The sequence below is a fragment of the Bacillus sp. B1(2022) genome, assembly GCF_040259625.1.
Taxonomy (GTDB): Bacteria; Bacillota; Bacilli; order Bacillales; family Bacillaceae; genus Bacillus; species Bacillus velezensis.
Map to the genome: position 1 here is coordinate 114,516 of NZ_JANIFO010000001.1, position 26,380 is coordinate 140,895.

At 46.6% G+C, this 26,380-nt stretch carries 33 protein-coding genes; 31 read left to right on the forward strand and 2 right to left on the reverse strand.

Annotated elements, in window-relative coordinates:
- The first annotated feature begins 1 nt into the window (after position 1).
- Together prmC and NQS30_RS00595 are read left to right on the forward strand one after the other, a co-directional pair.
- A complete protein-coding gene (gene prmC, locus NQS30_RS00590) occupies positions 2 to 862 on the forward strand; it encodes a peptide chain release factor N(5)-glutamine methyltransferase (RefSeq protein WP_015240760.1) in 861 nt (286 codons plus the stop codon).
- A gap of 70 nt (positions 863 to 932) precedes the next feature.
- A complete protein-coding gene (locus tag NQS30_RS00595; protein WP_020954349.1) occupies positions 933 to 1,211 on the forward strand; it encodes a DUF5316 family protein in 279 nt (92 codons plus the stop codon).
- Here the strand turns inward: NQS30_RS00595 and NQS30_RS00600 are convergent.
- Positions 1,198 to 1,572, reverse strand: a complete 375-nt coding sequence (locus NQS30_RS00600) for a UPF0715 family protein (RefSeq protein ID WP_015240759.1) — start codon at positions 1,570 to 1,572, stop codon at positions 1,198 to 1,200. The genes NQS30_RS00595 and NQS30_RS00600 overlap by 14 nt on opposite strands.
- Before the next feature lie 160 nt (positions 1,573 to 1,732).
- Between NQS30_RS00600 and spoIIR the strand changes: the two genes are divergently transcribed.
- From spoIIR to NQS30_RS00690, 18 genes are all read left to right on the forward strand, one after another.
- Positions 1,733 to 2,413 (forward strand): stage II sporulation protein R, encoded by a 681-nt coding sequence (gene spoIIR, locus NQS30_RS00605; protein ID WP_015240758.1) that lies wholly within the window; start codon positions 1,733 to 1,735, stop codon positions 2,411 to 2,413.
- 70 nt (positions 2,414 to 2,483) lie between these two features.
- A complete protein-coding gene (locus tag NQS30_RS00610; RefSeq protein ID WP_007407603.1) occupies positions 2,484 to 2,927 on the forward strand; it encodes a GNAT family N-acetyltransferase in 444 nt (147 codons plus the stop codon).
- Between the two features lie 156 nt (positions 2,928 to 3,083).
- Entirely contained in the window at positions 3,084 to 4,124 is a 1,041-nt protein-coding gene (locus NQS30_RS00615) for an L-threonylcarbamoyladenylate synthase (protein WP_080130569.1), read from the forward strand.
- 68 nt (positions 4,125 to 4,192) lie between these two features.
- Positions 4,193 to 4,750 (forward strand): manganese efflux pump MntP, encoded by a 558-nt coding sequence (locus tag NQS30_RS00620; RefSeq protein WP_015418417.1) that lies wholly within the window; start codon positions 4,193 to 4,195, stop codon positions 4,748 to 4,750.
- Between the two features lie 73 nt (positions 4,751 to 4,823).
- Positions 4,824 to 5,279 (forward strand): low molecular weight protein arginine phosphatase, encoded by a 456-nt coding sequence (locus tag NQS30_RS00625; protein WP_007407600.1) that lies wholly within the window; start codon positions 4,824 to 4,826, stop codon positions 5,277 to 5,279.
- A 133-nt stretch (positions 5,280 to 5,412) separates the two neighbouring features.
- On the forward strand, positions 5,413 to 5,862 hold the full coding sequence (rpiB, locus tag NQS30_RS00630) for a ribose 5-phosphate isomerase B (RefSeq protein ID WP_003151149.1): 450 nt from the start codon (positions 5,413 to 5,415) through the stop codon (positions 5,860 to 5,862).
- A gap of 13 nt (positions 5,863 to 5,875) precedes the next feature.
- Positions 5,876 to 6,418, forward strand: coding sequence for a TIGR01440 family protein (locus NQS30_RS00635; protein WP_218791407.1), 543 nt, complete (start codon positions 5,876 to 5,878; stop codon positions 6,416 to 6,418).
- A gap of 147 nt (positions 6,419 to 6,565) precedes the next feature.
- Entirely contained in the window at positions 6,566 to 7,813 is a 1,248-nt protein-coding gene (gene glyA, locus NQS30_RS00640; RefSeq protein WP_015240756.1) for a serine hydroxymethyltransferase, read from the forward strand.
- Between the two features lie 134 nt (positions 7,814 to 7,947).
- Positions 7,948 to 8,577: a uracil phosphoribosyltransferase gene (gene upp, locus NQS30_RS00645; protein ID WP_003151154.1), complete on the forward strand. Its 630-nt coding sequence runs from the start codon at positions 7,948 to 7,950 to the stop codon at positions 8,575 to 8,577.
- A gap of 420 nt (positions 8,578 to 8,997) precedes the next feature.
- Positions 8,998 to 9,381 carry an ATP synthase subunit I gene (atpI, locus tag NQS30_RS00650; protein WP_003151155.1) on the forward strand — a complete coding sequence of 128 codons (384 nt, stop codon included), beginning with the start codon at positions 8,998 to 9,000 and terminating at the stop codon, positions 9,379 to 9,381.
- 7 nt (positions 9,382 to 9,388) lie between these two features.
- Complete coding sequence (gene atpB, locus NQS30_RS00655; RefSeq protein ID WP_014419099.1) at positions 9,389 to 10,123, forward strand: F0F1 ATP synthase subunit A; 735 nt, start codon at positions 9,389 to 9,391, stop codon at positions 10,121 to 10,123.
- 45 nt (positions 10,124 to 10,168) lie between these two features.
- A complete protein-coding gene (gene atpE / locus NQS30_RS00660; protein WP_003151167.1) occupies positions 10,169 to 10,381 on the forward strand; it encodes a F0F1 ATP synthase subunit C in 213 nt (70 codons plus the stop codon).
- A 142-nt stretch (positions 10,382 to 10,523) separates the two neighbouring features.
- Complete coding sequence (gene atpF, locus NQS30_RS00665) at positions 10,524 to 11,036, forward strand: F0F1 ATP synthase subunit B (protein ID WP_003151168.1); 513 nt, start codon at positions 10,524 to 10,526, stop codon at positions 11,034 to 11,036.
- A complete protein-coding gene (locus NQS30_RS00670) occupies positions 11,033 to 11,578 on the forward strand; it encodes a F0F1 ATP synthase subunit delta (RefSeq protein WP_218791406.1) in 546 nt (181 codons plus the stop codon). The genes atpF and NQS30_RS00670 overlap by 4 nt, the downstream gene beginning before the upstream one ends.
- A 16-nt stretch (positions 11,579 to 11,594) precedes the next feature.
- The gene (gene atpA / locus NQS30_RS00675) at positions 11,595 to 13,103 is read left to right on the forward strand and encodes a F0F1 ATP synthase subunit alpha (RefSeq protein ID WP_003151170.1); all 1,509 of its coding nucleotides are present in this window, start codon (positions 11,595 to 11,597) and stop codon (positions 13,101 to 13,103) included.
- Between the two features lie 75 nt (positions 13,104 to 13,178).
- Positions 13,179 to 14,042, forward strand: coding sequence for an ATP synthase F1 subunit gamma (gene atpG, locus NQS30_RS00680; RefSeq protein ID WP_003151172.1), 864 nt, complete (start codon positions 13,179 to 13,181; stop codon positions 14,040 to 14,042).
- 25 nt (positions 14,043 to 14,067) lie between these two features.
- The gene (gene atpD, locus NQS30_RS00685) at positions 14,068 to 15,489 is read left to right on the forward strand and encodes a F0F1 ATP synthase subunit beta (RefSeq protein ID WP_003151173.1); all 1,422 of its coding nucleotides are present in this window, start codon (positions 14,068 to 14,070) and stop codon (positions 15,487 to 15,489) included.
- Positions 15,490 to 15,512: 23 nt separating this feature from the next.
- A complete protein-coding gene (locus NQS30_RS00690) occupies positions 15,513 to 15,911 on the forward strand; it encodes a F0F1 ATP synthase subunit epsilon (RefSeq protein ID WP_003151176.1) in 399 nt (132 codons plus the stop codon).
- A gap of 44 nt (positions 15,912 to 15,955) precedes the next feature.
- Here the strand turns inward: NQS30_RS00690 and NQS30_RS00695 are convergent, their stop codons facing one another.
- On the reverse strand, positions 15,956 to 16,426 hold the full coding sequence (locus NQS30_RS00695) for a hypothetical protein (RefSeq protein WP_007407595.1): 471 nt from the start codon (positions 16,424 to 16,426) through the stop codon (positions 15,956 to 15,958).
- 172 nt (positions 16,427 to 16,598) lie between these two features.
- Here NQS30_RS00695 and NQS30_RS00700 point away from each other — a divergent pair, with 172 nt between their 5' ends.
- The 11 genes from NQS30_RS00700 to NQS30_RS00750 all read left to right on the forward strand — a co-directional run bounded on the left by NQS30_RS00700 (position 16,599) and on the right by NQS30_RS00750 (position 26,324).
- Complete coding sequence (locus NQS30_RS00700; protein WP_007614366.1) at positions 16,599 to 16,829, forward strand: DUF1146 family protein; 231 nt, start codon at positions 16,599 to 16,601, stop codon at positions 16,827 to 16,829.
- 141 nt (positions 16,830 to 16,970) lie between these two features.
- The gene (locus tag NQS30_RS00705; protein ID WP_007614364.1) at positions 16,971 to 17,711 is read left to right on the forward strand and encodes a YwmB family TATA-box binding protein; all 741 of its coding nucleotides are present in this window, start codon (positions 16,971 to 16,973) and stop codon (positions 17,709 to 17,711) included.
- 33 nt (positions 17,712 to 17,744) lie between these two features.
- Complete coding sequence (gene murA, locus NQS30_RS00710; protein WP_007614362.1) at positions 17,745 to 19,055, forward strand: UDP-N-acetylglucosamine 1-carboxyvinyltransferase; 1,311 nt, start codon at positions 17,745 to 17,747, stop codon at positions 19,053 to 19,055.
- Positions 19,056 to 19,254: 199 nt separating this feature from the next.
- A complete protein-coding gene (spoIID, locus tag NQS30_RS00715) occupies positions 19,255 to 20,286 on the forward strand; it encodes a stage II sporulation protein D (protein ID WP_012118658.1) in 1,032 nt (343 codons plus the stop codon).
- A gap of 264 nt (positions 20,287 to 20,550) precedes the next feature.
- Positions 20,551 to 21,237, forward strand: a complete 687-nt coding sequence (locus tag NQS30_RS00720) for a VWA domain-containing protein (protein ID WP_007407590.1) — start codon at positions 20,551 to 20,553, stop codon at positions 21,235 to 21,237.
- 309 nt (positions 21,238 to 21,546) lie between these two features.
- The gene (locus tag NQS30_RS00725; protein ID WP_012118657.1) at positions 21,547 to 22,227 is read left to right on the forward strand and encodes a VWA domain-containing protein; all 681 of its coding nucleotides are present in this window, start codon (positions 21,547 to 21,549) and stop codon (positions 22,225 to 22,227) included.
- An 85-nt stretch (positions 22,228 to 22,312) separates the two neighbouring features.
- Positions 22,313 to 22,477 (forward strand): hypothetical protein, encoded by a 165-nt coding sequence (locus tag NQS30_RS00730; protein WP_007407587.1) that lies wholly within the window; start codon positions 22,313 to 22,315, stop codon positions 22,475 to 22,477.
- 94 nt (positions 22,478 to 22,571) lie between these two features.
- A complete protein-coding gene (gene fdhD / locus NQS30_RS00735) occupies positions 22,572 to 23,360 on the forward strand; it encodes a formate dehydrogenase accessory sulfurtransferase FdhD (protein WP_007407586.1) in 789 nt (262 codons plus the stop codon).
- Positions 23,361 to 23,377: 17 nt separating this feature from the next.
- The gene (gene moaA, locus NQS30_RS00740; protein ID WP_218791405.1) at positions 23,378 to 24,403 is read left to right on the forward strand and encodes a GTP 3',8-cyclase MoaA; all 1,026 of its coding nucleotides are present in this window, start codon (positions 23,378 to 23,380) and stop codon (positions 24,401 to 24,403) included.
- Positions 24,404 to 24,593: 190 nt separating this feature from the next.
- Positions 24,594 to 25,724, forward strand: coding sequence for a response regulator aspartate phosphatase (locus NQS30_RS00745; RefSeq protein ID WP_007407584.1), 1,131 nt, complete (start codon positions 24,594 to 24,596; stop codon positions 25,722 to 25,724).
- A 120-nt stretch (positions 25,725 to 25,844) separates the two neighbouring features.
- On the forward strand, positions 25,845 to 26,324 hold the full coding sequence (locus NQS30_RS00750) for a hypothetical protein (RefSeq protein WP_218791404.1): 480 nt from the start codon (positions 25,845 to 25,847) through the stop codon (positions 26,322 to 26,324).
- The last annotated feature ends 56 nt before the right edge of the window (positions 26,325 to 26,380 follow it).

Below are 26,380 nucleotides of genomic sequence, written 5' to 3' on the forward strand. Positions count from 1 at the left end.
GATGAAGACCGTTTTTGAAGCCCTAAGCTGGGCTTCTTCTTATTTAACCGAAGCGGGAAGAGAAAAAAACGCGGCCGAGCTGCTGCTGTTAAATGATACCGGAATGGATCGGAGCAAACTTCTCGCAAGTCTGCAGGAGCCCGTAGGCGAGGACGAGCTTTATCGATTCAGACGGCACGTGGAGATGCATAAAGAAGGTATTCCGATTCAATATATTATCGGGAAAGAACAGTTTTACGGCAGGGAATTTTTTGTGAATGACGATGTTCTCATTCCGCGTCCGGAAACGGAAGAAGTCGTCTTTCATCTGCTGGACAGACAGAAGCGGGCATTTTCCGAGGCAGAACGACTGAACGTCATTGATATCGGTACGGGGAGCGGAGCCATTGCGGTGACGCTCGCGCTTGAATGCGGACATTTTTCAGTATCGGCTTCGGATATTTCAAAAGAAGCGCTGCAGGTGGCGGAAAGAAATGCGCAAAACCTCGGAGCGGACGTCTGTTTTTTGCAGGGAGATCTGTTAACTCCTTTTATTTCATCAGGGAAAAAAGCGGATATTATTGTTTCCAATCCGCCGTATATTTCTGAAGAAGAAATGGCGGATTTGTCGGATATCGTCCGTTTCCATGAGCCGCTTCATGCTCTTACGGACGGCGGTGACGGTTTGAAATTCTACAAGCGGTTTATGGAGGAGCTGCCTCTTGTCATGAAAGATAAAGCACTTGTCGTCTTTGAAATCGGATATAATCAGGGGAAAGCCGTGAAAGACCTGTTCCGTCATTCCTTTCCGAATGCGGAAGTGGAAGTCGTACAGGACATCAACGGAAAAGACAGAACCGTATCCGCGGTCATCACATCATGAAAAAAGCCCGCCGGTGACGCACACGGCGGGCTTTTGTTACAATGGAAAGAAAATGAAAGGGGCATCCGCCTTGAAAAAAGCGTTCGCCTTCGGATGTATACTCGCCGCCGCAGCTTATGCGGCGGGGTTTGTTCTGCCGTTTGGCGTTGATATCATTTTCGGCGCCGTTACGGCTGTTCTTATCGTCACAGCGATCATCGTTTCCGGGTTGGCCGTAAGCGGAGCGGAGCAGCGGGCCAATTATCATTCTGAAACAGAAGAAGGACGGCACGCCCGTTTAAAGATGGCCGCCGTTTTCTTTTGCGCCGCTCTCCCTTCAGCCGGCTGTCTGCTGATTACGCTTCTGTAGCCGGATTTTGTCTTTGCAGCAATACGGAATCCCATACCCAATAGACGACGGCTGTTAAAACCGCAAAGATATAAAAGGCTGAATTAGAAAACAGAGATTGGCCTGACGGCTGCAAAAGACCGAAGATGATCCCGTTTGCAATGAATGACACCCCTAAATAATAAAGAAAATACAGCGGATGAAATCTCTTCGGCTTTTTATTCAGAAAGTATTGAAGCGGCAGCGCAAAAATCAAATAAGGAAACAAAAAATAAAACGCCATCGAAATGAAAGCCGCGAAAATGAATTGATGAACATACAAAATAGAATAAATGACAGACATACATGCCGCCGACAGCAGCACGGTGTAATTATATTTCATCTGAAAACCTCCTATCAAAATAATATCGTACCATATTTTGAATCTGTCAATGCAGATTATCAGCTTGCTAGATTTTTTTCTTCCCGCCGGTTTAAACCTTTTCCGTCATGTCCATAATGGGACTAGATAAAAAAAGCACGGAGAGGAACGGTGGGGACCGATGAAACATACAATGATGATCTGCATATATATTTTTCTTTTATTATCAGGAGCGCTTGCGGGTTTGACAAAAGAAGAAACGGCGCGGGCATCAGCCGATGAGCCCGTCGTCATACCGGATGAAGCGATCCGGCTCAGAATTTTGGCCAACAGTGATAACGATGAGGATCAAAAGCTCAAGCGCCAGATCAGAGATGCTGTAAACAAGCAAATCACGGACTGGGTGAAAGATATCACTTCCATTGAAGAAGCGCGGCGGCTCATTCGTTCGAAGCTTCCTGAAATTAAAGAAATCGCCAAACAAACGATGAAAGAAAAGGGTGCGCATCAATCCGTTTCAGTTCAATTCAATAAAATCTCGTTTCCGACAAAGCTCTACGGCAATATGGTCTATCCGGCCGGAAAATATGAAGCGATTTTAATTACACTCGGCAATGGCGAGGGCGCCAACTGGTGGTGCGTCTTGTTTCCGCCGCTGTGCTTCCTTGATTTCTCAAACGGCGAAGCGGTGAAAGATCAGGAAGAGGGCGGACAGAAGCAGGAAGAAACGCAGAAACAGACTAAAAAAGTGCTGGATGACGTAAAAGCAAAGGCTGATAAAGCGAAGAAAGAAAATAAAGATGACGATGATACCGAAGTGAAGTTTTTCCTCGTCGATTGGATTTCAGATCTATTTTCCTGAAGTAAAAGGCATAAATCCGGATTCGATTCATAGATTGGAAGAAAGAGTTGATCGAAACGGAGGGAAATATATGTTTTATCAGCTGAGAGTGGCAAGAGATCAAGATACGGAGGCGCTGGAGGCCTTTTTGAAAAAGGCTGATACGGCACATGCGGAAATCGATCAGCAGATCAGCCGGTTTATCGTACTGGAAGACAGCGAAAAAATGATTGCCGCCTGTCTCGGGATCGAAAAATTCAGCGGCGGAAAAGGGCTTCTCCGTTCACTCGTCATGTCGGACAGGCTGAATCAAAGCCATATCGTTACACTGTTTCAAAGTATGGATGTGCTGTGCAAAAAACATGAGATTCAAGATGTCTACTTAGTCGCCAATCAGCCCTCATCTGCTGAGTTTCTGAATGTGATGGGATTTGAAGCGTGCGCCGATGCGCCTGATGAACTGTATACGTCCGAACATTTCCGCAACTCGTTATGCACAGAAGGTTCGTTTTTAATGGTGAAAACCTCTGCCTGATCTAACTTATACACAAGGTTATCCACTTATTAAAAAGTGTTGTCCACAGTTTGTGGATAACACTTGTTTTATTAAAGGACATCTTTTATACTTTCAAAAGGAATACACGAGAGAAAATAAAGTTTTACCGCTTTAAAATAAGGAGTTTGGTTATACATGAAAACAAGAAGATGGTTTGTGGATTGTTCCGCAGAATTATCCACAACCGATCCCCAGATTACACAAGCCGCGGAATTGCTGCGGCAGAATGAGGTTGTGGCTTTTCCGACAGAAACCGTTTACGGACTGGGCGCTAACGCTGAAAATACGGAAGCCGTAACGAAAATATATGAGGCGAAAGGAAGGCCGAGCGATAACCCGCTGATTGTGCATATATCCCATATCAGCCAGCTTGATCGTTTTATCAGCCATATTCCTGAGACGGCGAAAAAGCTTATGAAGCTATTCTGGCCGGGGGCGCTGACCCTTGTTCTGCCGTGTAAGCCCGGTGTGCTGTCACCCCGTGTCACCGCGGGACTTGAGACGGTAGCGGTCAGAATGCCTGATCATCCGGCAGCATTAGCCCTCATCAGCTCGGCCGGACTGCCGATCGCCGCGCCGAGCGCCAATTTATCAGGAAAACCGAGCCCGACGAAGGCCGAGCATGTAGCTCATGATTTAAACGGCCGCATTGCCGGTATTGTGGACGGCGGCGCGACGGGAATCGGAGTGGAATCAACCGTTCTGTCCTGTACGGGGAAACAGCCCGTGCTGCTTCGTCCGGGCGGCGTGACAAAAGAGCAGATTGAATCCGCCGCCGGTCCGGTTCTTGTGGATAAAGGGCTGACCGAAGAAGATGAGGTTCCTATTTCTCCCGGTATGAAATATACACATTACGCGCCTTCTGCGCCGATGGCTATTGCCGACGGCGGCGCCCGGAGAATTCAAGAACTGGCAGACGCATATAAAAGCCGGGGGAAACGAATCGGCATTCTGACAACAGAAGAGAACGCCGATAGTTACCAGGCTGATTATATCAAGGTCTGCGGCAGACGCGCCGACCTTGAAACAGTGGCGTCCGCCTTATACGATGCGCTCCGCAGCTTTGATGAAGCGGAAGTGGACATGATTATTTCTGAGTCCTTTCCCGATACCGGAGTGGGGCTTGCCATTATGAACAGGCTGATGAAAGCCGCAGGCGGCACCGTTATCCATTAACTTGTTCTACCCCTTATCGGACATGCATAAGCTAAACAAGCGGGCACGTCCAAGGGGGTTTTTATTTCATGTCGAATCTATTCATCGGGGAACTTGTCTCCTTAAGCATCATGGCATTTGCTTTGGGGACGGATGCCTTTTCCGTCGGGCTCGGAATGGGAATGATTCAGCTGAAGAAAAAACAGATTTTTCATATAGGGGTTGTCATCGGGCTGTTTCATGTCATGATGCCGCTTGCGGGAATGGCGGCCGGGCATCTGCTGTCCGGTTTTCTGGGGATGCTCGCCGTTTACATCGGCGGATCTCTTCTTTTCATTTTAGGGGTGCAGATGATCATCGCCGCGTTTAAACAATCAGACGGGCCGCTCATATCTCCGGCAGGCTCGGGACTGTTGCTGTTTGCGGTCGGTGTCAGTCTGGACAGCTTTTCTGTCGGGCTCAGTCTCGGGATGAACGGTTCCAATCCGTTTCTGGCCGTTACGCTGTTCGGGGTCTTCAGCACCGTTTTAACATGGGCGGGCCTTTTGGCGGGAAGAAAGGTGCAGTCGTGGCTCGGCTCCTACAGCGAAGCGCTTGGCGGAGCCATTTTGATCGGATTCGGATTGAAACTGCTTTTACCGATATAAGATACGTAAAAAAAGAAACGAAGATGCCGTTTCTTTTTTCTTCATTTATAATAAGCAGTAAGAGGTGACGGACATGAAAATAATCTTTGTTTGTACAGGCAATACGTGCCGCAGTCCCATGGCTGAGGCTCTTTTTAAATCCATTGCAGAAACGAAAGGGCTGGACGTCAGCGTAAGTTCGGCCGGCGTATTCGCGTCTCCGAACGGAAAAGCGTCAGCCCATGCCGTAGAAGCGCTGTTTGAAAAACGGATCGCTCTCAATCACAGTTCATCTCCCTTATCGGAAGAACATATCGAGACGGCTGATCTGGTGCTGGCGATGACGGAACAGCACAAACAGCTGATTGAAGGCCGATATCAAAACAGTCAGGGCAAAGTCTTTACCATTAAAGAATACGTAACGGGAGAAAACGGCGATATCTCTGACCCGTTCGGCGGTCCGCTTGATGTTTATAAACAAACGCGGGACGAACTGGAGGAGCTGCTGACCCTTTTGGCTGATCAATTGCTTGACGGAAAAAGCAAGTAATCTGTCAGAAAATCTGCAAACAGGTCATTTGCAAAACGAATGTGAAAGAGTAGAATGAAATCAACGGATTTCGTAATAAAAAGGACAAGCACACTGGGCTGTCTTCGCCCAGCCACACCTAGGAGGTAAATGAATGAAAGTAGCTATTGCGTCAGATCACGGCGGCGTCCATATCCGCGAAGAAATAAAAAGTCTTTTGGATGAATTGCAGATTGAATACATTGATATGGGCTGTGAATGCGGCGCCGGCTCTGTCGATTATTCAGACTACGCTTTTCCGGTAGCGGAAAAAGTGGTGAACGGCGAAGCTGACAGGGGAATTTTAATTTGCGGCACAGGCATCGGCATGAGCATCTCCGCAAATAAGGTAAAGGGCATACGCTGTGCGCTTGCCCATGACACCTTCAGCGCAAAAGCGACGCGTGAACACAATGACACGAATGTTCTTGCGATGGGCGAACGCGTCATCGGCCCGGGGCTGGCGCGCGAAATCGCAAAAGTCTGGCTGACGACTGAATTTACGGGCGGCCGCCACGAACGGCGGATCGGCAAAATCGCAGATTACGAAGAAAAAAATCTGTAAGAGGTGCTGGACAATGGAAGAGGTGAAGCAAAAATGGACGGACATGCTGACTGAGTTTCAAGAGCAGGCAGGACTGACGGACGGCAGTCTGCTGGTGATCGGGTGCAGTACAAGTGAAGCCGCCGGAAGCCGGATCGGCACCGCCGGAAGCGGGGATTGGGCTGAATTGATATACGGCGGACTTAACCGGTTTAAGGAAAAAACGGGTGTGCATCTTGCTTTTCAATGCTGCGAGCATTTAAACAGGGCGCTTGTCATTGAAGCAGAAACGGCCGAGCGGTTCAGGCTCCCCATTGTTTCAGCCGTCCCCGTCCCGAAAGCGGGCGGAGCGATGGCCTCTTATGCATACCGGCAGATGCGTTCTCCCGTGCTCGCCGAATCGATTCAGGCTGACGCCGGGATCGACATCGGCGATACGTTCATCGGCATGCATCTGAAACCCGTTGCCGTCCCTGTCCGGATATCAAGCCGTGAGCTTGGAGAAGCACATGTGACGATGGCCCGGACAAGGCCGAAGCTGATAGGCGGAATTCGCGCCGTTTATGAATGCGAATGATGAAAATGCTTTTCCTGTATAATGTTCGTGTTTTCTAATTAAATTTTGTGATTTTTTTAAATAAGCTGTTACATTCACCTGAAAAACCATGTACAATAAGGGTGGTAAAAATAAAGAACAGGAAACGGATAGGAGAGGATCTCGCTGATGAAACATTTACCTGTACAAGACAAACAAGTGTTTAACGCCATCAAAGATGAGCGTAAGCGTCAACAGACTAAGATCGAATTAATTGCTTCTGAAAACTTCGTGACGGAAGCGGTAATGGAAGCACAAGGCTCTGTTTTAACAAACAAATATGCTGAAGGCTACCCCGGCAAACGCTACTACGGCGGCTGTGAGCATGTTGATGTCGTTGAGGACATCGCCCGCGACCGCGCGAAAGAGATTTTCGGAGCTGAGCATGTAAACGTTCAGCCGCACTCAGGCGCTCAAGCGAACATGGCTGTTTACTTCACGATTTTAGAGCACGGCGACACGGTGCTCGGGATGAACCTCTCCCACGGCGGCCACTTAACACACGGAAGCCCGGTTAATTTCAGCGGCGTTCAATACAACTTTGTAGAATACGGTGTCGATAAAGACACGCAATATATAGATTATGAAGATGTGCGTGAAAAAGCGCTGGCGCATAAGCCGAAACTCATCGTTGCCGGAGCGAGCGCGTACCCCCGCACGATCGACTTTAAAAAATTCCGCGAAATCGCTGATGAAGTCGGCGCTTACTTCATGGTAGACATGGCGCATATCGCGGGTCTTGTCGCAGCCGGTCTTCATCCGAATCCGGTTCCTTACGCTGACTTTGTAACGACAACGACTCACAAAACACTTCGCGGACCCCGCGGAGGAATGATCCTTTGCCGTGAAGAGTTCGGCAAAAAGATTGATAAATCCATTTTCCCGGGAATCCAAGGCGGACCGCTTATGCATGTCATCGCGGCCAAAGCCGTTTCTTTCGGAGAGGTGCTTGAAGATGATTTCAAAACATATGCGCAAAACGTCATCTCGAACGCGAAGCGCCTGGCTGAGTCTCTGAACAAAGAGGGCATTCAGCTCGTATCAGGCGGAACGGATAACCACCTTGTGCTTGTCGACCTCCGTTCTCTCGGTCTGACCGGAAAAGTCGCTGAACACGTTCTTGATGAAATCGGCATTACATCTAATAAAAACGCGATCCCTTACGATCCGGAAAAACCGTTCGTCACAAGCGGAATCCGCCTCGGTACGGCAGCTGTGACAAGCCGCGGCTTTGACGGTGACGCGCTTGAAGAAGTCGGCGCCATCATCGGCCTCGCGCTGAAACATCATGAAGACGAAGCAAAACTTGAAGAAGCGAGACAGCGCGTATCTGCCTTGACTGAAAAGTTTCCTTTATATAAAGAACTAGGCTATTAATAAGGAAGAAACCCGCCGGAACCTTAATCCGGCGGGTTTTTTTATGATTTTCTTGAAACTGTTTGTCTTTTTCTGTAGAATCAATAGAAGTGTGAAAAAGTCACTCGGACAACAAAAAAGGAGCTGAACACAGTATGGGAAAGGTTTACGTATTTGATCATCCTTTAATCCAGCATAAACTGACATATATTCGGAATGAAAATACAGGCACAAAGGATTTCAGAGACCTTGTGGACGAAGTCGCATCACTGATGGCGTTTGAAATTACACGTGATCTTCCTCTTAAAGAAGTGGAAGTGAAAACACCTGTTCAAACAGCGACATCCAAAGTGATTTCAGGGAAGAAACTCGGTATCGTGCCGATCCTGAGAGCGGGTCTCGGAATGGTTGACGGCATGCTGAAATTAATCCCGGCCGCTAAAGTGGGACATGTCGGATTATACCGTGATCCGGAAACCTTAAAACCGGTGGAATACTATGTCAAGCTTCCTTCTGATGTAGAAGAACGCGAATTTATTGTCGTGGATCCGATGCTTGCTACGGGAGGCTCTGCGGTGGAAGCGATAAACAGCCTGAAAAAGCGCGGCGCGAGAAACATTCGTTTTATGTGTCTTGTAGCGGCTCCGGAAGGCGTGGAAGAGCTGCAGAAACACCATTCTGACGTTGATATTTACATCGCCGCCCTTGATGAAAAACTGAATGAAAAAGGCTATATCGTTCCGGGCCTCGGTGACGCGGGTGACAGACTGTACGGAACCAAATAAATCGGAAAACCTCATTCAGGGGTTTTCTTTTTTTATCCAGATATTTGCTGAATGGGCAGAGTTCATACATCTATAGGTGAAATTGTGAACATTCTGTGTATGCTTCCGGTATAAAAAGTTTTTTAACTTTAAACAGATTGACACATGTTAGGGGCTATTGTATGCTAAACGAGGGTATTATGAGAAGGTTTTCATTCCTTTCATTTCTAGTATCCATCCTCATTTTAAATCCTCCAAAAAACCCGTTATATGAGGATTTATCTAAGCGAATGAAACAGCATCCCGTGGCATCAGGAGGATGAGTGGTTTTTTCGAACAGGCCGTTTTGCGGGACAAAAAAAGGCCTTCTGCAAAGGGTTAACCGCATGTTTTGCCGTATCCAGGAATTATATTACATTTTCATCAGGAGACAGATAGTTGATGGACGATCCCAATCTTACATTCAGCAGACAACGGAGATATGTATTTGTGATCTTAGCAATCTATTTGCTGGGATATGGTCTTACGGCGTATAAAACTGTTTTTCTAGGCCTCTTTTTGGGAACTGTTTTCAGTTTGTTTAATTTGTGGCTCTTGACCAGAAGAATGAATGCTTTTGACAAGGCCGTGGCGAAAGGAAAGTCCATACGATCACTCGGGAGCGCAGCGCGTTGGTGCAATGCGATACTTGCGATGGCTGTCGCCTTTAAATATCCCGATAAAGTCAGTGTGGCAAGTGTGATTATTGGATTAATGACAATTTATCCCGTCATTATGATAGATTCCATTATTCAGCTCAAACGTTCATCAATGGAAGAGAGGTGAAAACCCATTGAATCACGATTACAGAACTATTGATTTGTTTGGTCTTACTTTTAATCTGACAAACATTCTGATGATTACTGTGGCAAGTGTGATTGTGCTGCTGATTGCGATTCTCACTACGAGAACGCTGTCCATCCGTCCAGGAAAAGCCCAGAACTTCATGGAATGGATTGTTGATTTTGTCCGCAATATTATAGGCAGTACAATGGATTTAAAAACAGGGGCTAACTTCTTGGCGCTTGGTGTAACCTTGCTGATGTACATATTTGTATCAAATATGCTGGGGCTGCCGTTTTCTGTAACGGTCGGACACGAGCTTTGGTGGAAATCACCGACGGCCGATCCGGCTATTACTCTGACTCTAGCCGTTATGGTTGTGTCGTTAACGCACTATTACGGCGTGAAGATGAAAGGTTTGAAGGAATACTCTAAGGATTACCTCAGACCGGTTCCGCTTATGTTCCCGATGAAGATCATTGAGGAGTTTGCGAATACGCTGACACTCGGACTTCGTCTTTACGGTAACATTTTCGCCGGGGAAATTCTTCTTGGCCTGCTTGCGAATCTGGCGACGAATTTCTACTCAAACAGCTTCTTTCTCGGTTTGGTCGGCACAGTCGGAGCCATTCTTCCGATGCTTGCATGGCAGGCGTTCAGCTTGTTCATCGGTACCATCCAGGCATTTATCTTTACGATGCTGACGATGGTGTACATGTCACACAAAATCAGTCATGATCATTAAAATCATATATCCATTCGGATAACATTTTAAAGGAGGAACTTTTTCATGAATTTAATAGCAGCTGCAATTGCAATCGGTTTAGGTGCACTTGGTGCAGGTATTGGTAACGGTCTGATCGTTTCACGTACGGTAGAGGGAATCGCCCGTCAGCCGGAAGCAGGAAAAGAACTTAGAACTCTTATGTTCATGGGTATCGCATTGGTTGAGGCCCTTCCGATTATCGCTGTCGTTATCGCGTTCTTAGCGTTCTTTGGCTAAGCAAAAAAGCCTTATATGAACTAAAAATGGCGAAGATCACTCTAAGAGAACCTTCGCCATTGCTTTATGTCTGATAAGCAGGCCGTCCCGAAACGGCTTTTTATCAGCAGAGAAAACCTGCAGAAGGGAGTTGCCGTAGTAGATGTCTCAATTACCTCTTGAATTAGGACTGTCGTTTAACGGCGGAGATATCCTATTCCAATTGTTAGCTATGTTAGTTTTATTAGCGCTTCTCAAGAAATTCGCTCTTGGACCGCTATTAAATATAATGAAACAGCGTGAAGATCATATCGCCGGCGAAATTACGTCCGCTGAAGAAAGAAATAAAGAAGCGCAGAAGCTGATTGAAGAGCAGCGCGTTCTTTTAAAAGAAGCGAAACAGGAATCACAATCACTCATTGAAAATGCGAAAAAACTGGGTGAAAAGCAGAAGGAAGACATTATCCAGGCTGCACGCGCCGAGTCTGAAAGATTGAAAGAAGCGGCGAGAACCGAAATTGTCAAAGAAAAAGAACAAGCGGTTTCCGCACTTCGCGAGCAAGTCGCATCACTTTCTGTCTTAATCGCATCGAAAGTGATTGAAAAAGAGCTTGATGAACAAGCCCAGGAACAACTGATTCAGGACTATCTTAAAGAGGTAGGAGAAAGCCGATGAGTGGATCTGCTGTCTCTAAACGATACGCGTCAGCGCTTTTCGACATTGCCGTTGAGACTTCTCAAATCAATGAAATCGAAGAAGAGCTTACCGTACTAAAAGAAGTGTTCCGGAACGAAGCCGGATTACAGGAAGTGTTAAGCCATCCGAAGGTATCGGCCGCTAAGAAAAAAGAGCTGATTCAGCAATCGTTCGGCGCACTGTCTGAGTCTGTGCTGCATACGATTTTTCTTCTGATTGACCGCCGCCGGTCTTCGATTGTGCCTAATCTCACAGACGAGTTTATCAAACTTGCCAATCAGGCCCGTCAGACAGAGGACGCGGTTGTTTATTCAGTAAAACCGCTGTCAGAAGCGGAAATGTTATCATTGTCTCAAGTGTTTGCAAAAAAAGCCGGAATCGCTTCGCTCAGAATCAGAAATGAAGTGCAGACGGATTTAATAGGCGGCATTAAAGTCCGCATTGGAAACCGGATTTATGACGGAAGCGTAAGCGGAAAGCTTGAGCGCATGGAACGTCAACTTGCCGGAGGAAATCGATAGAAGGGGTGAAACCTAAGTGAGCATCAAAGCTGAAGAGATTAGCACGCTGATAAAGCAGCAAATTCAAAATTACCAATCTGAAATTGAAGTTCATGACGTAGGTACAGTCATCCAAGTCGGAGACGGTATTGCGCGTGTGCACGGCCTTGACAATTGTATGGCCGGTGAACTTGTTGAGTTTTCAAACGGCGTTTTGGGTATGGCTCAAAACCTTGAAGAATCCAACGTAGGTATCGTTATCTTAGGACCTTACAGAGATATCCGTGAAGGTGATGAGGTCAAAAGAACGGGCCGCATCATGGAAGTTCCTGTAGGTGAAGAATTAATCGGACGTATCGTCAACCCGCTCGGACAGCCGGTAGACGGACTGGGTCCGATTCTGACAAGCAAAACACGTCCGATCGAAAGCCAGGCTCCAGGCGTAATGGACCGTAAATCGGTACATGAGCCGCTGCAAACGGGTATCAAAGCGATCGACGCGTTAATTCCGATCGGCCGCGGACAGCGTGAGCTGATTATCGGTGACCGTCAGACAGGTAAAACATCTGTTGCGATTGATACAATCTTAAACCAAAAAGATCAAGACATGATCTGTGTGTACGTAGCGATCGGTCAAAAAGAATCTACAGTGCGCGGCGTGGTGGAAACACTTCGTAAGCATGGCGCGCTTGATTACACGATTGTCGTGACAGCGTCCGCTTCACAGCCGGCTCCGCTTCTGTACCTTGCACCGTATGCAGGGGTGACAATGGGTGAAGAATTCATGTACAACGGCAAGCACGTTCTCGTCGTATATGATGATTTATCCAAACAAGCGGCCGCTTACCGTGAGCTGTCATTGCTTCTTCGCCGTCCGCCGGGCCGTGAAGCATTCCCTGGGGATGTATTCTATCTTCACTCCCGTCTGCTTGAGCGCGCAGCTAAGCTGAGTGACGCAAAAGGCGCAGGATCAATTACGGCGCTGCCGTTCGTCGAAACACAAGCAGGAGATATCTCCGCTTATATCCCGACAAACGTCATTTCCATTACTGACGGACAGATTTTCCTTCAATCCGACCTATTCTTCTCAGGCGTGCGTCCTGCGATCAATGCCGGATTATCCGTATCCCGTGTCGGCGGATCAGCCCAAATCAAAGCGATGAAAAAGGTAGCGGGAACTTTGCGTCTTGACCTGGCTTCATACCGTGAACTTGAAGCGTTCGCCCAATTCGGATCTGATCTTGACCAGGCGACTCAGGCGAAACTGAACCGCGGTGCGCGTACAGTTGAAGTGCTGAAACAAGACTTGAATAAACCGCTCCCGGTTGAAAAACAGGTAGCCATTCTTTATGCGCTGACAAAAGGATATCTTGATGATATTCCGGTTGCGGATATCAGACGTTTTGAAGAAGAGTACTACATGTACCTTGATCAAAACCATAAAGATCTGCTTGACGGCATTGCGAAAACAGGAAACCTTCCTGCTGATGAAGACTTCAAAGCTGCAATCGAAGGCTTCAAACGCACATTTGCACCAAGCAACTAACCCTTAGAAGATGAGAGAAAAAGGTTCTCTTTTTCTCTCTTTTTACGCAAATGAAGAATAAAGGTGGTGAAATCTTTGGCCTCATTACGCGATATTAAGTCAAGGATCACGTCAACGAAAAAAACAAGCCAGATTACAAAAGCCATGCAGATGGTATCCGCTGCGAAGCTGAACCGTGCGGAAACCAACGCGAAGTCATTTGCTCCGTATATGGATAAGATCCAGGAGGTTGTGTTTAACGTCGGAAAAGGCGCGAAAAACGCGAAACACCCGATGCTTGTCTCAAGAGAAGTGAAAAAGACGGCGTATCTCGTCATTACGTCTGACCGCGGGCTTGCGGGTGCGTTTAACAGTTCGGTTTTGCGAAACGCTTACCGCACCATTCAAGAACGCCATCAGTCTAAAGATGAATACACGGTGATTGCAATCGGCAGAGTCGGCCGCGATTTCTTCAAAAAACGGGAAATGCCGATTTTGTCTGAGTTAGTGGGGCTTGGCGACGAGGTCACTTTTGCTCAGATTAAAGATTTGACCCGTCAGACGGTTCAAATGTTTATCGACGGCGCTTTTGATGAACTGCATTTGGTGTATAACCATTTCGTCAGTGCGATTTCACAGGAAGTGACGGAGAAAAAAGTGCTGCCTTTAACGGATTTCGGAACGAGCGGCGGGAAGCGCACGGCTTCTTACGAGTTCGAACCGGATGAAGAAGAGGTGCTCGAAGTGCTGCTTCCTCAATATGCGGAAAGCTTAATTTACGGCGCGCTTCTTGACAGTAAAGCAAGTGAACACGCTGCGAGAATGACAGCAATGAAAAATGCGACTGATAATGCGAAAGAACTCATTGATTCACTTTCGCTTTCATATAACCGCGCGCGTCAAGCGGCGATTACACAAGAAATTACCGAAATTGTCGGCGGTGCAGCCGCTTTAGAATAGAAAGATTTTGTCAGGAGGGATAGCGATGAAGAAAGGACGCGTAAGTCAGGTGCTTGGACCGGTTGTCGACGTACGTTTCGAGGACGGCCACTTGCCTGCGATTTATAATGCGATTAAAGTTTCACAGCCAGCTACAGGCGAAAATGAAGTAGGCATCGACCTAACGCTAGAGGTTGCTCTTCATTTAGGCGATGATACAGTCCGTACAATTGCCATGGCATCTACGGACGGAATTCAGCGCGGAATGGAAGCTGTTGATACAGGTGCGCCGATTTCCGTTCCTGTCGGTGATGTGACTCTCGGACGCGTATTTAACGTACTGGGAGATAAAATTGATTTAAATGAACCGCTGCCTGCGGATGCTCAAAAGGACCCGATCCACAGATCAGCTCCTTCATTCGATGAGCTTTCAACTGAGGTTGAAATTCTTGAAACGGGAATTAAGGTTGTTGACCTGCTCGCTCCTTACATCAAGGGCGGTAAAATCGGATTGTTCGGCGGCGCCGGCGTAGGTAAAACCGTATTAATCCAGGAATTAATCAACAACATCGCGCAAGAGCACGGCGGTATTTCCGTATTCGCCGGTGTAGGAGAGCGTACTCGTGAAGGGAACGACCTTTTCTACGAAATGAGCGATTCAGGCGTTATCAAGAAAACAGCCATGGTCTTCGGACAAATGAACGAGCCGCCGGGCGCACGTATGCGTGTAGCACTGACGGGTCTTACAATGGCTGAGCATTTCCGTGATAAACAAGGACAGGACGTACTGTTCTTTATCGATAACATTTTCCGTTTCACACAAGCGGGTTCAGAGGTTTCCGCGCTTCTCGGCCGTATGCCTTCTGCGGTTGGTTATCAGCCGACGCTTGCGACAGAAATGGGTCAGCTTCAAGAGCGTATTACGTCTACAAACGTTGGTTCAGTTACATCTATCCAGGCGATCTACGTGCCTGCCGATGACTACACTGACCCGGCTCCGGCGACAACGTTCGCTCACTTGGATGCGACGACTAACCTTGAGCGTAAATTAACTGAAATGGGTATCTACCCTGCGGTTGATCCGCTGGCTTCCACTTCCCGCGCGCTTGCTCCGGAAATTGTCGGAGAAGAGCATTATGCGGTGGCGCGTGAAGTCCAGTCAACGCTTCAGCGTTACAAAGAACTTCAGGATATTATCGCGATTCTCGGTATGGACGAATTAGGTGAAGAAGACAAGCTTGTCGTTCACCGCGCACGCCGTATCCAGTTCTTCCTTTCTCAAAACTTCCACGTAGCTGAGCAGTTTACGGGACAAAAGGGTTCTTACGTGCCTGTTAAAGAAACGGTACGAGGCTTTAAAGAAATCCTTTCCGGTAAATATGACCATCTTCCGGAAGATGCATTCCGTCTTGTGGGACGCATTGAAGAAGTCATTGAGAATGCAAAAGAGATGGGTGTAGAAGTTTAATCTGGTCCTAGGAGGGTAAAAGCATGAAGACCGTTAAAGTCAATATCGTTACTCCCGACGGCCCAGTATATGATGCTGATATTGAAATGGTAAGTGTAAGAGCCGAGAGCGGTGATCTCGGTATCTTGCCTGGCCATATTCCGACCGTGGCTCCGCTTAAAATCGGCGCTGTCCGCCTTAAAAAAGACGGACAGACCGAATTGGCGGCTGTCAGCGGCGGATTTTTAGAAGTCCGTCCTGATCAGGTCACTATCCTTGCACAAGCCGCTGAAACAGCGGAAAGCATTGATAAAGAGCGCGCCCTTGCTGCGAAAAAGCGGGCGGAAGACCGTTTGAACAAACGATCAGATGATACTGACATTCGTCGGGCTGAGCTTGCGCTACAGCGGGCTGTAAACAGATTGGATGTTGCAGGAAACTAAAAAAGAATCCTTCTCGGCTGTCTGAGAAGGATTCTTTTTCTATATTAACGCATAAGAGATTCATAGACGCCGATAAGCGGATGATCCTCTTCTTTTTGCAGATATAAATGTTCGCAGCAGTTGTCGGTGTGCCACGTTTTGTTTCCTCTCCGCACACCCGTCGTATAGGCGCCGTCCGTATACGGATAAGGTTTGACGACCCATTCGGCATCGTCATGGTGTCTGATGGCGCAATCGATGACATACACACTGAGCATTTTCTCAAATTCGTCAATCGGCAGGTTCCAATCCGCCAAAAGCAGCTCTTGTATGCTGCGGAAGTAAAGAGCTTCCACTTCCAGCAGGCTGCCGCGTGAATAATCAAGAGAAATGTTGAAAAACTGACATAATTCTTTCAGTTCCTCTGTTTGAGACTGTCTATAATCATAGTAGAATGCTATCGCTTCCCACTCGTGGTCAAATACGGGAAGTGTTTCTCCATACTGCTTTTCCGGATGAAAAAAGGAATGATTCATATTCCCATCTCCTTTCCAAAAAAGTATATCATGCCGGAGAACGGACATTTAAGCGGGGATTGCCCCTAATTTTGGATAAAAATTCTGATGTAAAAATGATCATCTTTCTCTCTTCTTCTTATATAATAAGAGAGGATATGAGGGGCGGAAAAAATGAAAGGAGATGGAATTTGTGAATGTATTGGGGCAGCAGGCCGCAATCAGCATCCTGGTTCACCTGGTATGCATTGCGGTGACATGGTGGGCGCTTCAGGCCGTCAACTTTGATCCGCTGATCCGAAAAGGAAAAATAGTGCAGGCGAGGCTGCTGATCATTCTTCTTACCATTGCGATCGGTACGGCAGTCGCTGACTTCTTTTTAGATTATCTTACCTATTCGAAACAGCTTCCATACTTATTTTAAGATGTTTCGTCTGTTGAAATGAAGGGAATCGCTGGGTGAGAAACCAATTTTTCTTCACCCGCTTGGCGAGTTTTGACGAAGTTTTCCATGTATTGCTTTCCCCGGCTCCGGCAAAAATGGGAGTAAGGGGGAGAGATCGATATGAAGAAAAAAAGAGCAGGCCGCATCATCTTATTTTTTGTTTTTTTAAGCGCCTTAATAGCGGTATTTCATTCCATTCATGCAAGTGAGCTGTCTCCGCTTGCCCAGATTGCCGAAGGAATGGAGCGGCAGCAGGTCACTGTAGATGAATGGACGCTTCATGCGAAAAAAAATCTGAACCTGTCACTGAGTGAATTTGATGACAAGGTAAAAGAACTGAAGACGCAGTATCCGCAATATCATTGGGAATCCGCGCGGGAAGATAAAATCGTAAAGGCCGTCGGCACGTATTCTGACAAAAAAAATCACACAACTTTTAAACTGCAGCTCGTCACTACCCTCAAAAACCAGAACCCAACTTCGTATTTATTATATGAGCAAATGAGCCCGGAGCAACCGGAAAACTGGAATGATACATATGAACAGTTTGAACGGCAGGCACATGACATATTTCAAAATAAAGTATTTATTTTTACTTGTCTAAAGGGTCATTTAAATGATAATATGAGTATTGTTTTGCAAAAAAAAGCAGAACAGCTCATGAAAGAATTTGAAGCAAGTCCAGTTGAACATGTAGTTGAGCCTCATTTCGTTTCTGTTTCTGCATTTACATATAAGTGGACAGATTACATCATGACATCGAAACATAAGATGAATGTGCAAGTTGCGCTTAGAAGTGCGGGAATGGGCGAAAAACATACCGTTACGGTTGGCACACCAATCGTGACGACTGAATATTAATATAGAGAATATAGGGACGCGGAGGGGAATACCTTGGAAAAAATCATCGTCCGCGGCGGTCAGAAGTTAAACGGCACAGTGAAAGTTGAAGGAGCAAAAAATGCCGTTTTACCAGTTATCGCTGCATCTTTATTAGCAAGTGAAGAAAAAAGCGTAATATGTGATGTACCTACGCTCTCCGATGTATATACAATTAATGAAGTGTTGCGTCATTTAGGAGCAGATGTGCATTTTGAGAATAATGAAGTTACCGTAAACGCTTCTTACGCTTTAGAAACAGAAGCACCTTTTGAATATGTGCGCAAAATGCGCGCGTCAGTGCTTGTTATGGGCCCTCTGTTAGCCCGTACGGGTCATTCAAGAGTAGCGCTTCCGGGCGGCTGCGCAATCGGCTCAAGACCGATTGATCAGCATTTAAAAGGCTTTGAAGCAATGGGTGCAAAAATCAAAGTAGGCAACGGCTTTATTGAAGCAGAAGTGGAAGGCCGTCTGCAGGGCGCAAAAATCTATTTAGATTTCCCAAGTGTGGGTGCGACAGAAAACTTGATTATGGCAGCTGCTTTAGCTGAAGGAACAACAACGCTTGAAAACGTGGCAAAAGAGCCTGAAATCGTTGACTTAGCGAACTATATCAATGCGATGGGCGGAAAAATCCGCGGAGCCGGCACAGGCACCATTAAAATTGAAGGTGTCGAGAAGCTTCACGGCGTAAGACACAACATCATTCCTGACCGTATTGAAGCGGGTACTTTCATGGTGGCTGCGGCGATCACGGAAGGAAATGTATTAGTCAAAGGTGCGGTTCCTGAGCATCTTACGTCTTTAATTGCGAAGATGGAAGAAATGGGAGTCAAAATTACGGATGAAGGAGAAGGCCTTCGTGTCATCGGTCCTGCCCAGCTGAAGCCGATCGACATTAAAACGATGCCTCACCCAGGATTCCCGACTGATATGCAGTCGCAAATGATGGCGCTGCTTCTCCGTGCGAGCGGAACAAGCATGATTACTGAAACTGTGTTTGAAAACCGTTTTATGCATGCTGAAGAATTCCGCCGGATGAATGGCGACATTAAAATTGAAGGACGTTCTGTGATCATTAACGGTCCTGTACAGCTGCAAGGCGCAGAAGTTGCCGCTACGGACCTGCGTGCGGGCGCGGCGCTGATTCTTGCGGGATTAGTGGCTGAAGGTCATACACGCGTCACGGAACTGAAGCACTTGGATCGCGGTTATGTGAATTTCCATCAAAAACTTGCGGCTCTCGGCGCTGACATCGAGCGTGTCGTTGATGAAACGGCCGCTGAACAAGAAAGCAAAGAAGTCGTAACTGACCTAAACGCATAATGGCTGTAAAAACAGTATGTCAATCTGGCATACTGTTTTTTTATGGTTTATCATCATTATTATGCTCTGATTTCCAAAAAAGAATACGTTTTTCGCGTGAAAAATGGAGTAAAGATTCTGTCCAAAAGGAAGTCATATTAGCTTGTCCCTGCCCATAAGATGAAGTAGAGTCGAATCCCAAGCAGGAGGCAGCTGATATATGAAACCGATTGTATTTCTACTATCCGGGCTGTGTATACTTATTCTTCTAGTCCCCACCATTCTCGTCCTTCCGTTTCAGGCAGAAAAAGGAGCAGCCGTAAACAGAGAACCCGGACACAAAACAGCACACACCACACGAGAAACAAAAGGAGCAGAAACATTGAAAGAATCACCTGTATCCATTCCGGTTTATCGGACATCCAATCATTCTGTAGAAAACATTCCGCTTGAAGAGTACGTGATCGGTGTCGTGGCTTCCGAAATGCCCGCAAACTTTAAACCGGAGGCCTTAAAAGCCCAGGCGCTCGCCGCCCGGACATTCATCGTCAGACTGATGGTCGCTGACTCAGCCGTCCAGGCGCCGAAAGGATCACTGGTGGATGATACGCAAATGTTCCAAGTCTATCAAAGCAAAAGCCAGCTGAAAAAAGAATGGGGTTCTAAGTACGCACACAACCTCAAGAAAATCACAAACGCGGTGGCCGGCACGCAAGGAAAGATTTTAACGTACGATAACAAGCCGATTGAGGCATCTTTCTTCTCTACGAGCAACGGGTATACGGAAAATGCGGAAGCCTATTGGACAAGCGCCATTCCTTATTTAAAAAGCGTGAAAAGTCCGTGGGATAAGCAATCGCCGAAATATCTTGCCACCCAGACCTTCAGTGTGCCGGAGTTTCAGCAAAAGCTCGGCGTACAGCTCTCGGGACAAAACACGGTGGGACAGATTACAGCCAGAACGCCGGGCCATCAAGTGGCAACGGCCGTCATCAACGGCAAAAAGCTGAAGGGAAGAGACATCCGGGAAAAACTCGGACTCCGTTCTGCCGACTTTGAATGGAAACGAAACGGCGGCAGCATCACCATTACGACAAAAGGATTCGGCCACGGCGTCGGCATGAGCCAGTACGGGGCCAATTACATGGCGGAGCAGGGAAAATCAGTGGCGGACATCGTCAAGCATTATTATCAGGGAGTAGACATTTCCGAAGCAGATTCATTTTTAAACAAATATATGGCGAAAAAATAGACGCTTTCATGAGCGTCTTTTTTTTTGAAAACTATTCCATAAGCGGTAAAGCAACCAACAGACTCATATAACGAAAGCCTAAAGGCTGACAAATGTCGATTGAAGGCTGAGCGCCGGGTGTAAATCACTGATAAAAATGCCGCTTCTATGTGAATATACGCAAAAATAATGAGGAACGCCGTCCTATTTATTTCCCTTTTCATCTCATTTACGATAAATATTGTTCGGCGTTGAACGTAAATCTATTGAAAAGGGGAAAAAGCAATGAAAAAAACATTTTCACTCATACTCATGCTCGGATTGATGCTGACTGCTGCATCTCCTGCTTTTGCTGCCGAGAATGCAAACGAGAAGACTCTTTCATTTAAAAACAATACCGCCATTTTACTTGATGCGAGCGGCAGTATGGCAAAACGGATTGACGGTGTTTCTAAATACAACATGGCAAAAGAAGAAATTGTCCGTTTTGCGGATCAAATTAAATCTAAATCACAGGTCAGAATGACGGTTTTCGGTTCGGAAGGCAATAATAAAAACTCCGGAAAGGTTCAATCTTGTGAATCCATTCGCGGTGTGTACGGATTCCAAAGGTTTGACAGACAGAGCTTCCTTAACTCTCTTAACGGAATCGGGCCTACGGGCTGGACACCGATTGCAAAAGCATTAGAGGATGCGAAGGCTTCCTTTACCGGTTTGCACAAACTTGGCAGTAAATCCGTTTTCCTGTTGACGGACGGCGAGGAGACATGCGGAGGAGATCCTGTTAAGACAGCGAAAGAACTTCGCAAACAGCATATTAAAGTTAACGTGATCGGCTTTGACTTTAAGGAAGGCTTCAACGGCCAGCTTCACGAGATTGCCAAAGCGGGCGGAGGAAAATATTACGAAGCTCACAGCCAAAAGGATATGAACCGCATCTTTACAATGGCAGCGAGTTCATTAGCGGAATAAGAAAAGGTGCCGTTTATCGGCCCTTTTTTTTATTTTTATTTAACAAAAATTTCAAGAAAAGATGAAGAGAAAACTGTAAAAAGAATCAGATTCCGGACTTATATTACAAAAAGGGCGAAAAAGGCATTAAATCTGTCATCATTTATCCAATCTTTTTAGGATGATGCGCATAATTCTGTTCATTTTTAACGGCGTACCGCCGCTTATACAAAAGGAATCCCGCCCTATATCTTTTTGCATACTCGTCATCTAGCATAGAGAAGAGCCGGGGGCCCATCGGCCAAAAACAAACGGAGAGGAATGAAGGAAATGAAAAAAATGTTCACTGCGGGGATTGTCGGTCTTTTGACGCTTTCACTCGGATCACCTGTTTTTGCAGCTGAGAAAAAGCATGAAGAAACAAACGTTGCCGTGCTGTTTGACGCAAGCGGAAGCATGATACAAAAAACAGGGGGAGAGCGTAAAATAGATGTTGCGAAAGAGTCTGTCACTTCTTTTGCGGAAGTTCTTCCTGAAGACACGAATCTGATGCTTCGGGTATTCGGGCATAAGGGCAATAATAAAAACTCAGGCAAAGCCGTATCATGTAATGCGACAGAAACGTTATACGGCCTTCAGCCGTACGCCGTGACTCCATTTGAGCAATCACTCAGCAAGATTAAACCGACCGGCTGGACACCGATTGCGAAAGCGCTTTCTGATACGCGTGAAGAATTTGAGCGGGCCGGCGCCACAGGGAAAAACGTCGTATATCTGATCACAGACGGTGAAGAAACATGCGGCGGTAATCCTCAGGCCGAAATTCAAAAGCTCCGTAAAGCGAACGTCAACACGATCGTCAATATCATCGGCTTCAACTTCGGCATGAAAGGAAGCGAAAGCCTTGAAAAAGCGGCGGAAGCGGGAGGCGGCACATATGTCTCAGCTGACAGCGCGGACGAGTTCAAACAGGCTTGGGAAGACGCTGCAAAGGATTTAGCAAAAGAATAGGTTAAAAAAGGACGCCCGCGCGGCGTCTTTTTTGTTTAGAAAACGGAACCGCGGGAATGATACGGATAAAAGGAGATGAACGCTGTTGTTAAAAGGAGCAGGCATTATATTAGTGCTGGCGGCAGTCGTTTTTGTTCTGATGGGAATTTTTCTGAAGCTTGCCGCCTTCATATTCGTCAGTATATTGGCCATTATCGCCGCAGTTATTTTATTCACCATTCTGAGCAGACATCATCGCAATGAAACATAGAGTCCTAAGAGGGCTCTTTTTTTAAACCGCAAATTCGACAAAATACAGGGATTGTGGAAGAATAAAAGAGAAGGATACTGCGGAGGGGAAAACAGTGGATGAAAAAACAACAGCGGTTAGAGACATATACCGCTATGAAAAAGGGGTATTAACAAAGACGGCAGATCGGATGGTTTCAGAGTATCCGCTGACCGTCATGGTGAACGGACAGGAATTTGTTACGCTCGTCTGCACGCCTGACCATTTAGAGGAACTCGTCATCGGATTTCTCGCATCAGAAGGCGTCATTCGTTTTGAAAAAGAAATCAAAAGCTTTACTATAGATGAAAGTCTCGGGTTTGCATATGTTGAACTGACGAATCCCGGAGTGCTTGAGCAAAAAGACTATACGAAGAGGGTCATCGGTTCATGCTGCGGGAAAGGCCGCCATTTTTACTTTCAGCAGGATGTGAAAACGGCCAAAACCGCCGTCAGCCGTATCACTATAACTCCTGAGACGTGCCTTCGCCTGATGAAGGAGATGCAAAGAGGAAGCGGCACCTTCCAGGAAACGGGCGGCGTCCATAATGCGGCGCTGTGCGATACGGAAAAGCTGCTCTTCATGAGGACGGACATCGGGCGCCACAACGCGCTGGATAAGCTGTACGGCTGCTGTTTGAAAAACGGAATGCCGGTCCGTGACAAGCTGATCGTCTTCAGCGGCCGGATTTCCTCAGAGGTTTTATTAAAAGCCGCAAAAATCGGCGTGTCGATTGTCATTTCAAAATCGGCGCCGACGGAGCTCGCGCTGCAAATGGCGGAAGAGCTGAACATCACCGCGATCGGTTTTGTCAGAAACGGATCATTTAACGTATACACACATCCTGAACGGGTTGAACAATAGAAAGGGGTCTTGGGCTTATGAATACAGAAACGCGCCGGGTGACAGACAAAAAGGAAAGGCCGCTCAGGGATCTTCGTATCTCTGTAACCGACCGCTGCAACTTCAGATGCACGTACTGTATGCCAGCCGAATTATTCGGACCGGATTATCCATTTTTACAAAAGACGGAATTGCTCTCCTTCGAGGAGCTTGAGCGGCTTGCGAAGCTGTTTGTCGGCCGCTTCGGCGTTGAAAAAATCAGGCTGACGGGCGGAGAGCCGCTCATGAGAAAAGATATGCCTGAATTGATCAAAAAACTTGCGCGCATCCCCGGACTTAAAGATATCGCGATGACGACAAACGGCTCTCTGCTTCCCGTGTATGCGGAAAAACTGAAGCAGGCGGGGCTGCATCGCGTGACAGTCAGCCTCGATTCTTTAGAGGATGAGCGGTTTAAGGCCATTAACGGCCGCGGGGTTTCGGTGAACAAGGTGCTTGAGGGCATTGAGGCGGCAAAAGCGGCCGGACTCGGTGTGAAAATCAATATGGTTGTTCAAAAGGGCGTCAATGAAAAAGATATCCTGCCGATGGCCCGCCATTTTAAAGAAAAGGGTCATATTCTCCGGTTTATTGAATTTATGGATGTAGGCAATACGAATCAATGGAATAAAAAAGACGTGATCACGAAGGCAGAGATTATTGATCTGATCAACCAGCACATGCCGACGGAGCCGATAGAAGCGAACTATAAAGGAGAGGTCGCTTCCAGGTTCCGCTATCTTGACGGTTCCGGCGAAATCGGCGTGATTTCCTCCGTCTCGGATGCATTCTGCGCCTCCTGCAACAGAGCGCGCCTGTCGGCGAGAGGCGAGCTGTTTACGTGCCTGTTTGCGTCAAGCGGCTATGATGTTCGGAAACTCGTGCGCGGCGGTCTGACCGATGATGAATTGACGGAATCCATCGCTTCTGTCTGGAGAAATCGCACGGATCAGTATTCAATTGACCGCGCGCTTTCTAAAACGGATGGAAAAAAGAAAGTGGAAATGTCTTATATAGGCGGATGAAGAAAAGCTTGCCCGGACAAGGGCAGGCTTTTTTATTCACAATATGAGAGCGGTCTGTTCAAAAAATACCGATGACAGCCGAAATATATGATAGGAATTTTGATGCAGGACAATCAATTTATGCAATTCCAAAGCCATACAATATGTTAAAATATAACCAATAGAAATTAGAAAAGGTTGTGAAAGGGGCATGACCGCATACGAGATTCCGTCATCTCAAGTTGGAGTCAAGATCAACAAATGGTACAAGCACATTTTAGCGTTTCAAGCGGCTGATGCCATAAAGCTGAAAGAGGAAATTGATGAGGATATACAACGTATGGAGGAAGACCAGCTGCTGCTGTTATATTATCAGCTGATCAGCTACCGCCATCATATTATGCTTGATTACGTCAAGCCGGAATGCACCGAACAATCACAGATTCAGTACAGCGAGCTGCAAAAGACGATCGAAAGCACGGACAGCATATCGGGACTGTCTGAGTATTATTTCCATTTGTTCAGAGGGATGTATGAATTCGATCACAATAACTATGTTGCGGCTATTTCTTTTTACCGGAAAGCGGAAAAACTCCTTTCATTTGTCGAGGATGATATAGAGAGGGCGGAATTCCATTTCAAGATGTCTGAAGTGTTTTATGTCATGAAGCAGACTCATTTTTCCATGAATCACGGGATTCAGGCGCTGGATACGTATATGAAACACGATTTCTACAGAGTGCGGAGAATTCAATGCCATTTCGTCATCTCAGGAAACTACATCGACTGCAAAAACTACGACAAAGCGCTCGAGCATTTAGACGAAGCCCTCCGCCTTTCTTTGCTTGAAGGACAGCCCCGCCTGATCGGGTCTTCGCTTTACAATCTGGGGAATTGTTATTCTGAAAAGCGCGATCTGGATGAAGCGGCCCGGTACTTTAGAAAAGCGGTTCCCGTTTTTGAAGAGCATCAGCTTGAACAGCTTCCGAAGGCGCTGTTCAGCTTAACGCACACCCTTTTCAGGCTGCATGATGACCAAGCGGCCCTTACCTATTATGAAAGAGGGGTCATGATCGCGAAAGAACGGGGCGATCGATTCAGTTTAGAGAAGTATAAGTTTTTACAAGCGCTTTATTTGGAGTCACTCAATATGGATTTAATCCATGAAGTGTTTGACTATATGAATGAAAAATCGCTGTATGTGTATATTGAAGATTTCGCCTTGGAGGCCGCCGTTTACACAAGCGCACATGAGCAATATAAAGAAGCGGCGTATTTTTATGAAAAAGCGATTCGCATGAGAGAAAACATTCAAAAAGAACAGTGTTTATACGATATATAATTTTCTTAACCATCTGATCAGCAGATGGTTATTTTTTTATGCACATTATAACGTTTGATCATAGAAAAAAACGGAAAAATCGCAAAAGAGAGAAAAAAGCATATGCGAGGGGGGGATTTGTTGTTCGGATTCAATGATATGATAAAGTTTTTTGTATCATTTCTCATCATTCTGCCGATGGTGTCTGTCATCCATGTGGCGGGACACAGCTTTATGGCCATGCTGTTCGGAGGCAAGGCATCATTGGATATCGGAATGGGGAAACGTCTTTTAAAAGTAGGGCCGATTCGGGTTCGGCGTATCTACTTCATAGATTCTTTCTGCAAGTTCGGCGAATTGCGGATAGATAACCGTCTGACGAGCGCACTCGTCTATTCCGGAGGCTGTCTGTTTAATCTCGCTTCTATCTTTTTAATAAATCTGCTGATCATGAAAGATGTCCTCGAGCCAAACTTATTTTTTTACCAATTTGTCTATTTTTCAACTTATTATGTTTTCTTTGCTCTTCTGCCGGTGCAATACGGTGATAATAAGCTGTCAGACGGATTGGCTGTTTACAAAGTGCTCCGCTACGGGGAACGCTGTGAAATCAATAATTGAGAGTTGAAATGTTTGCTATCAGGCTGAAAGGGAAGAAAACAAGTACACAGAACAAA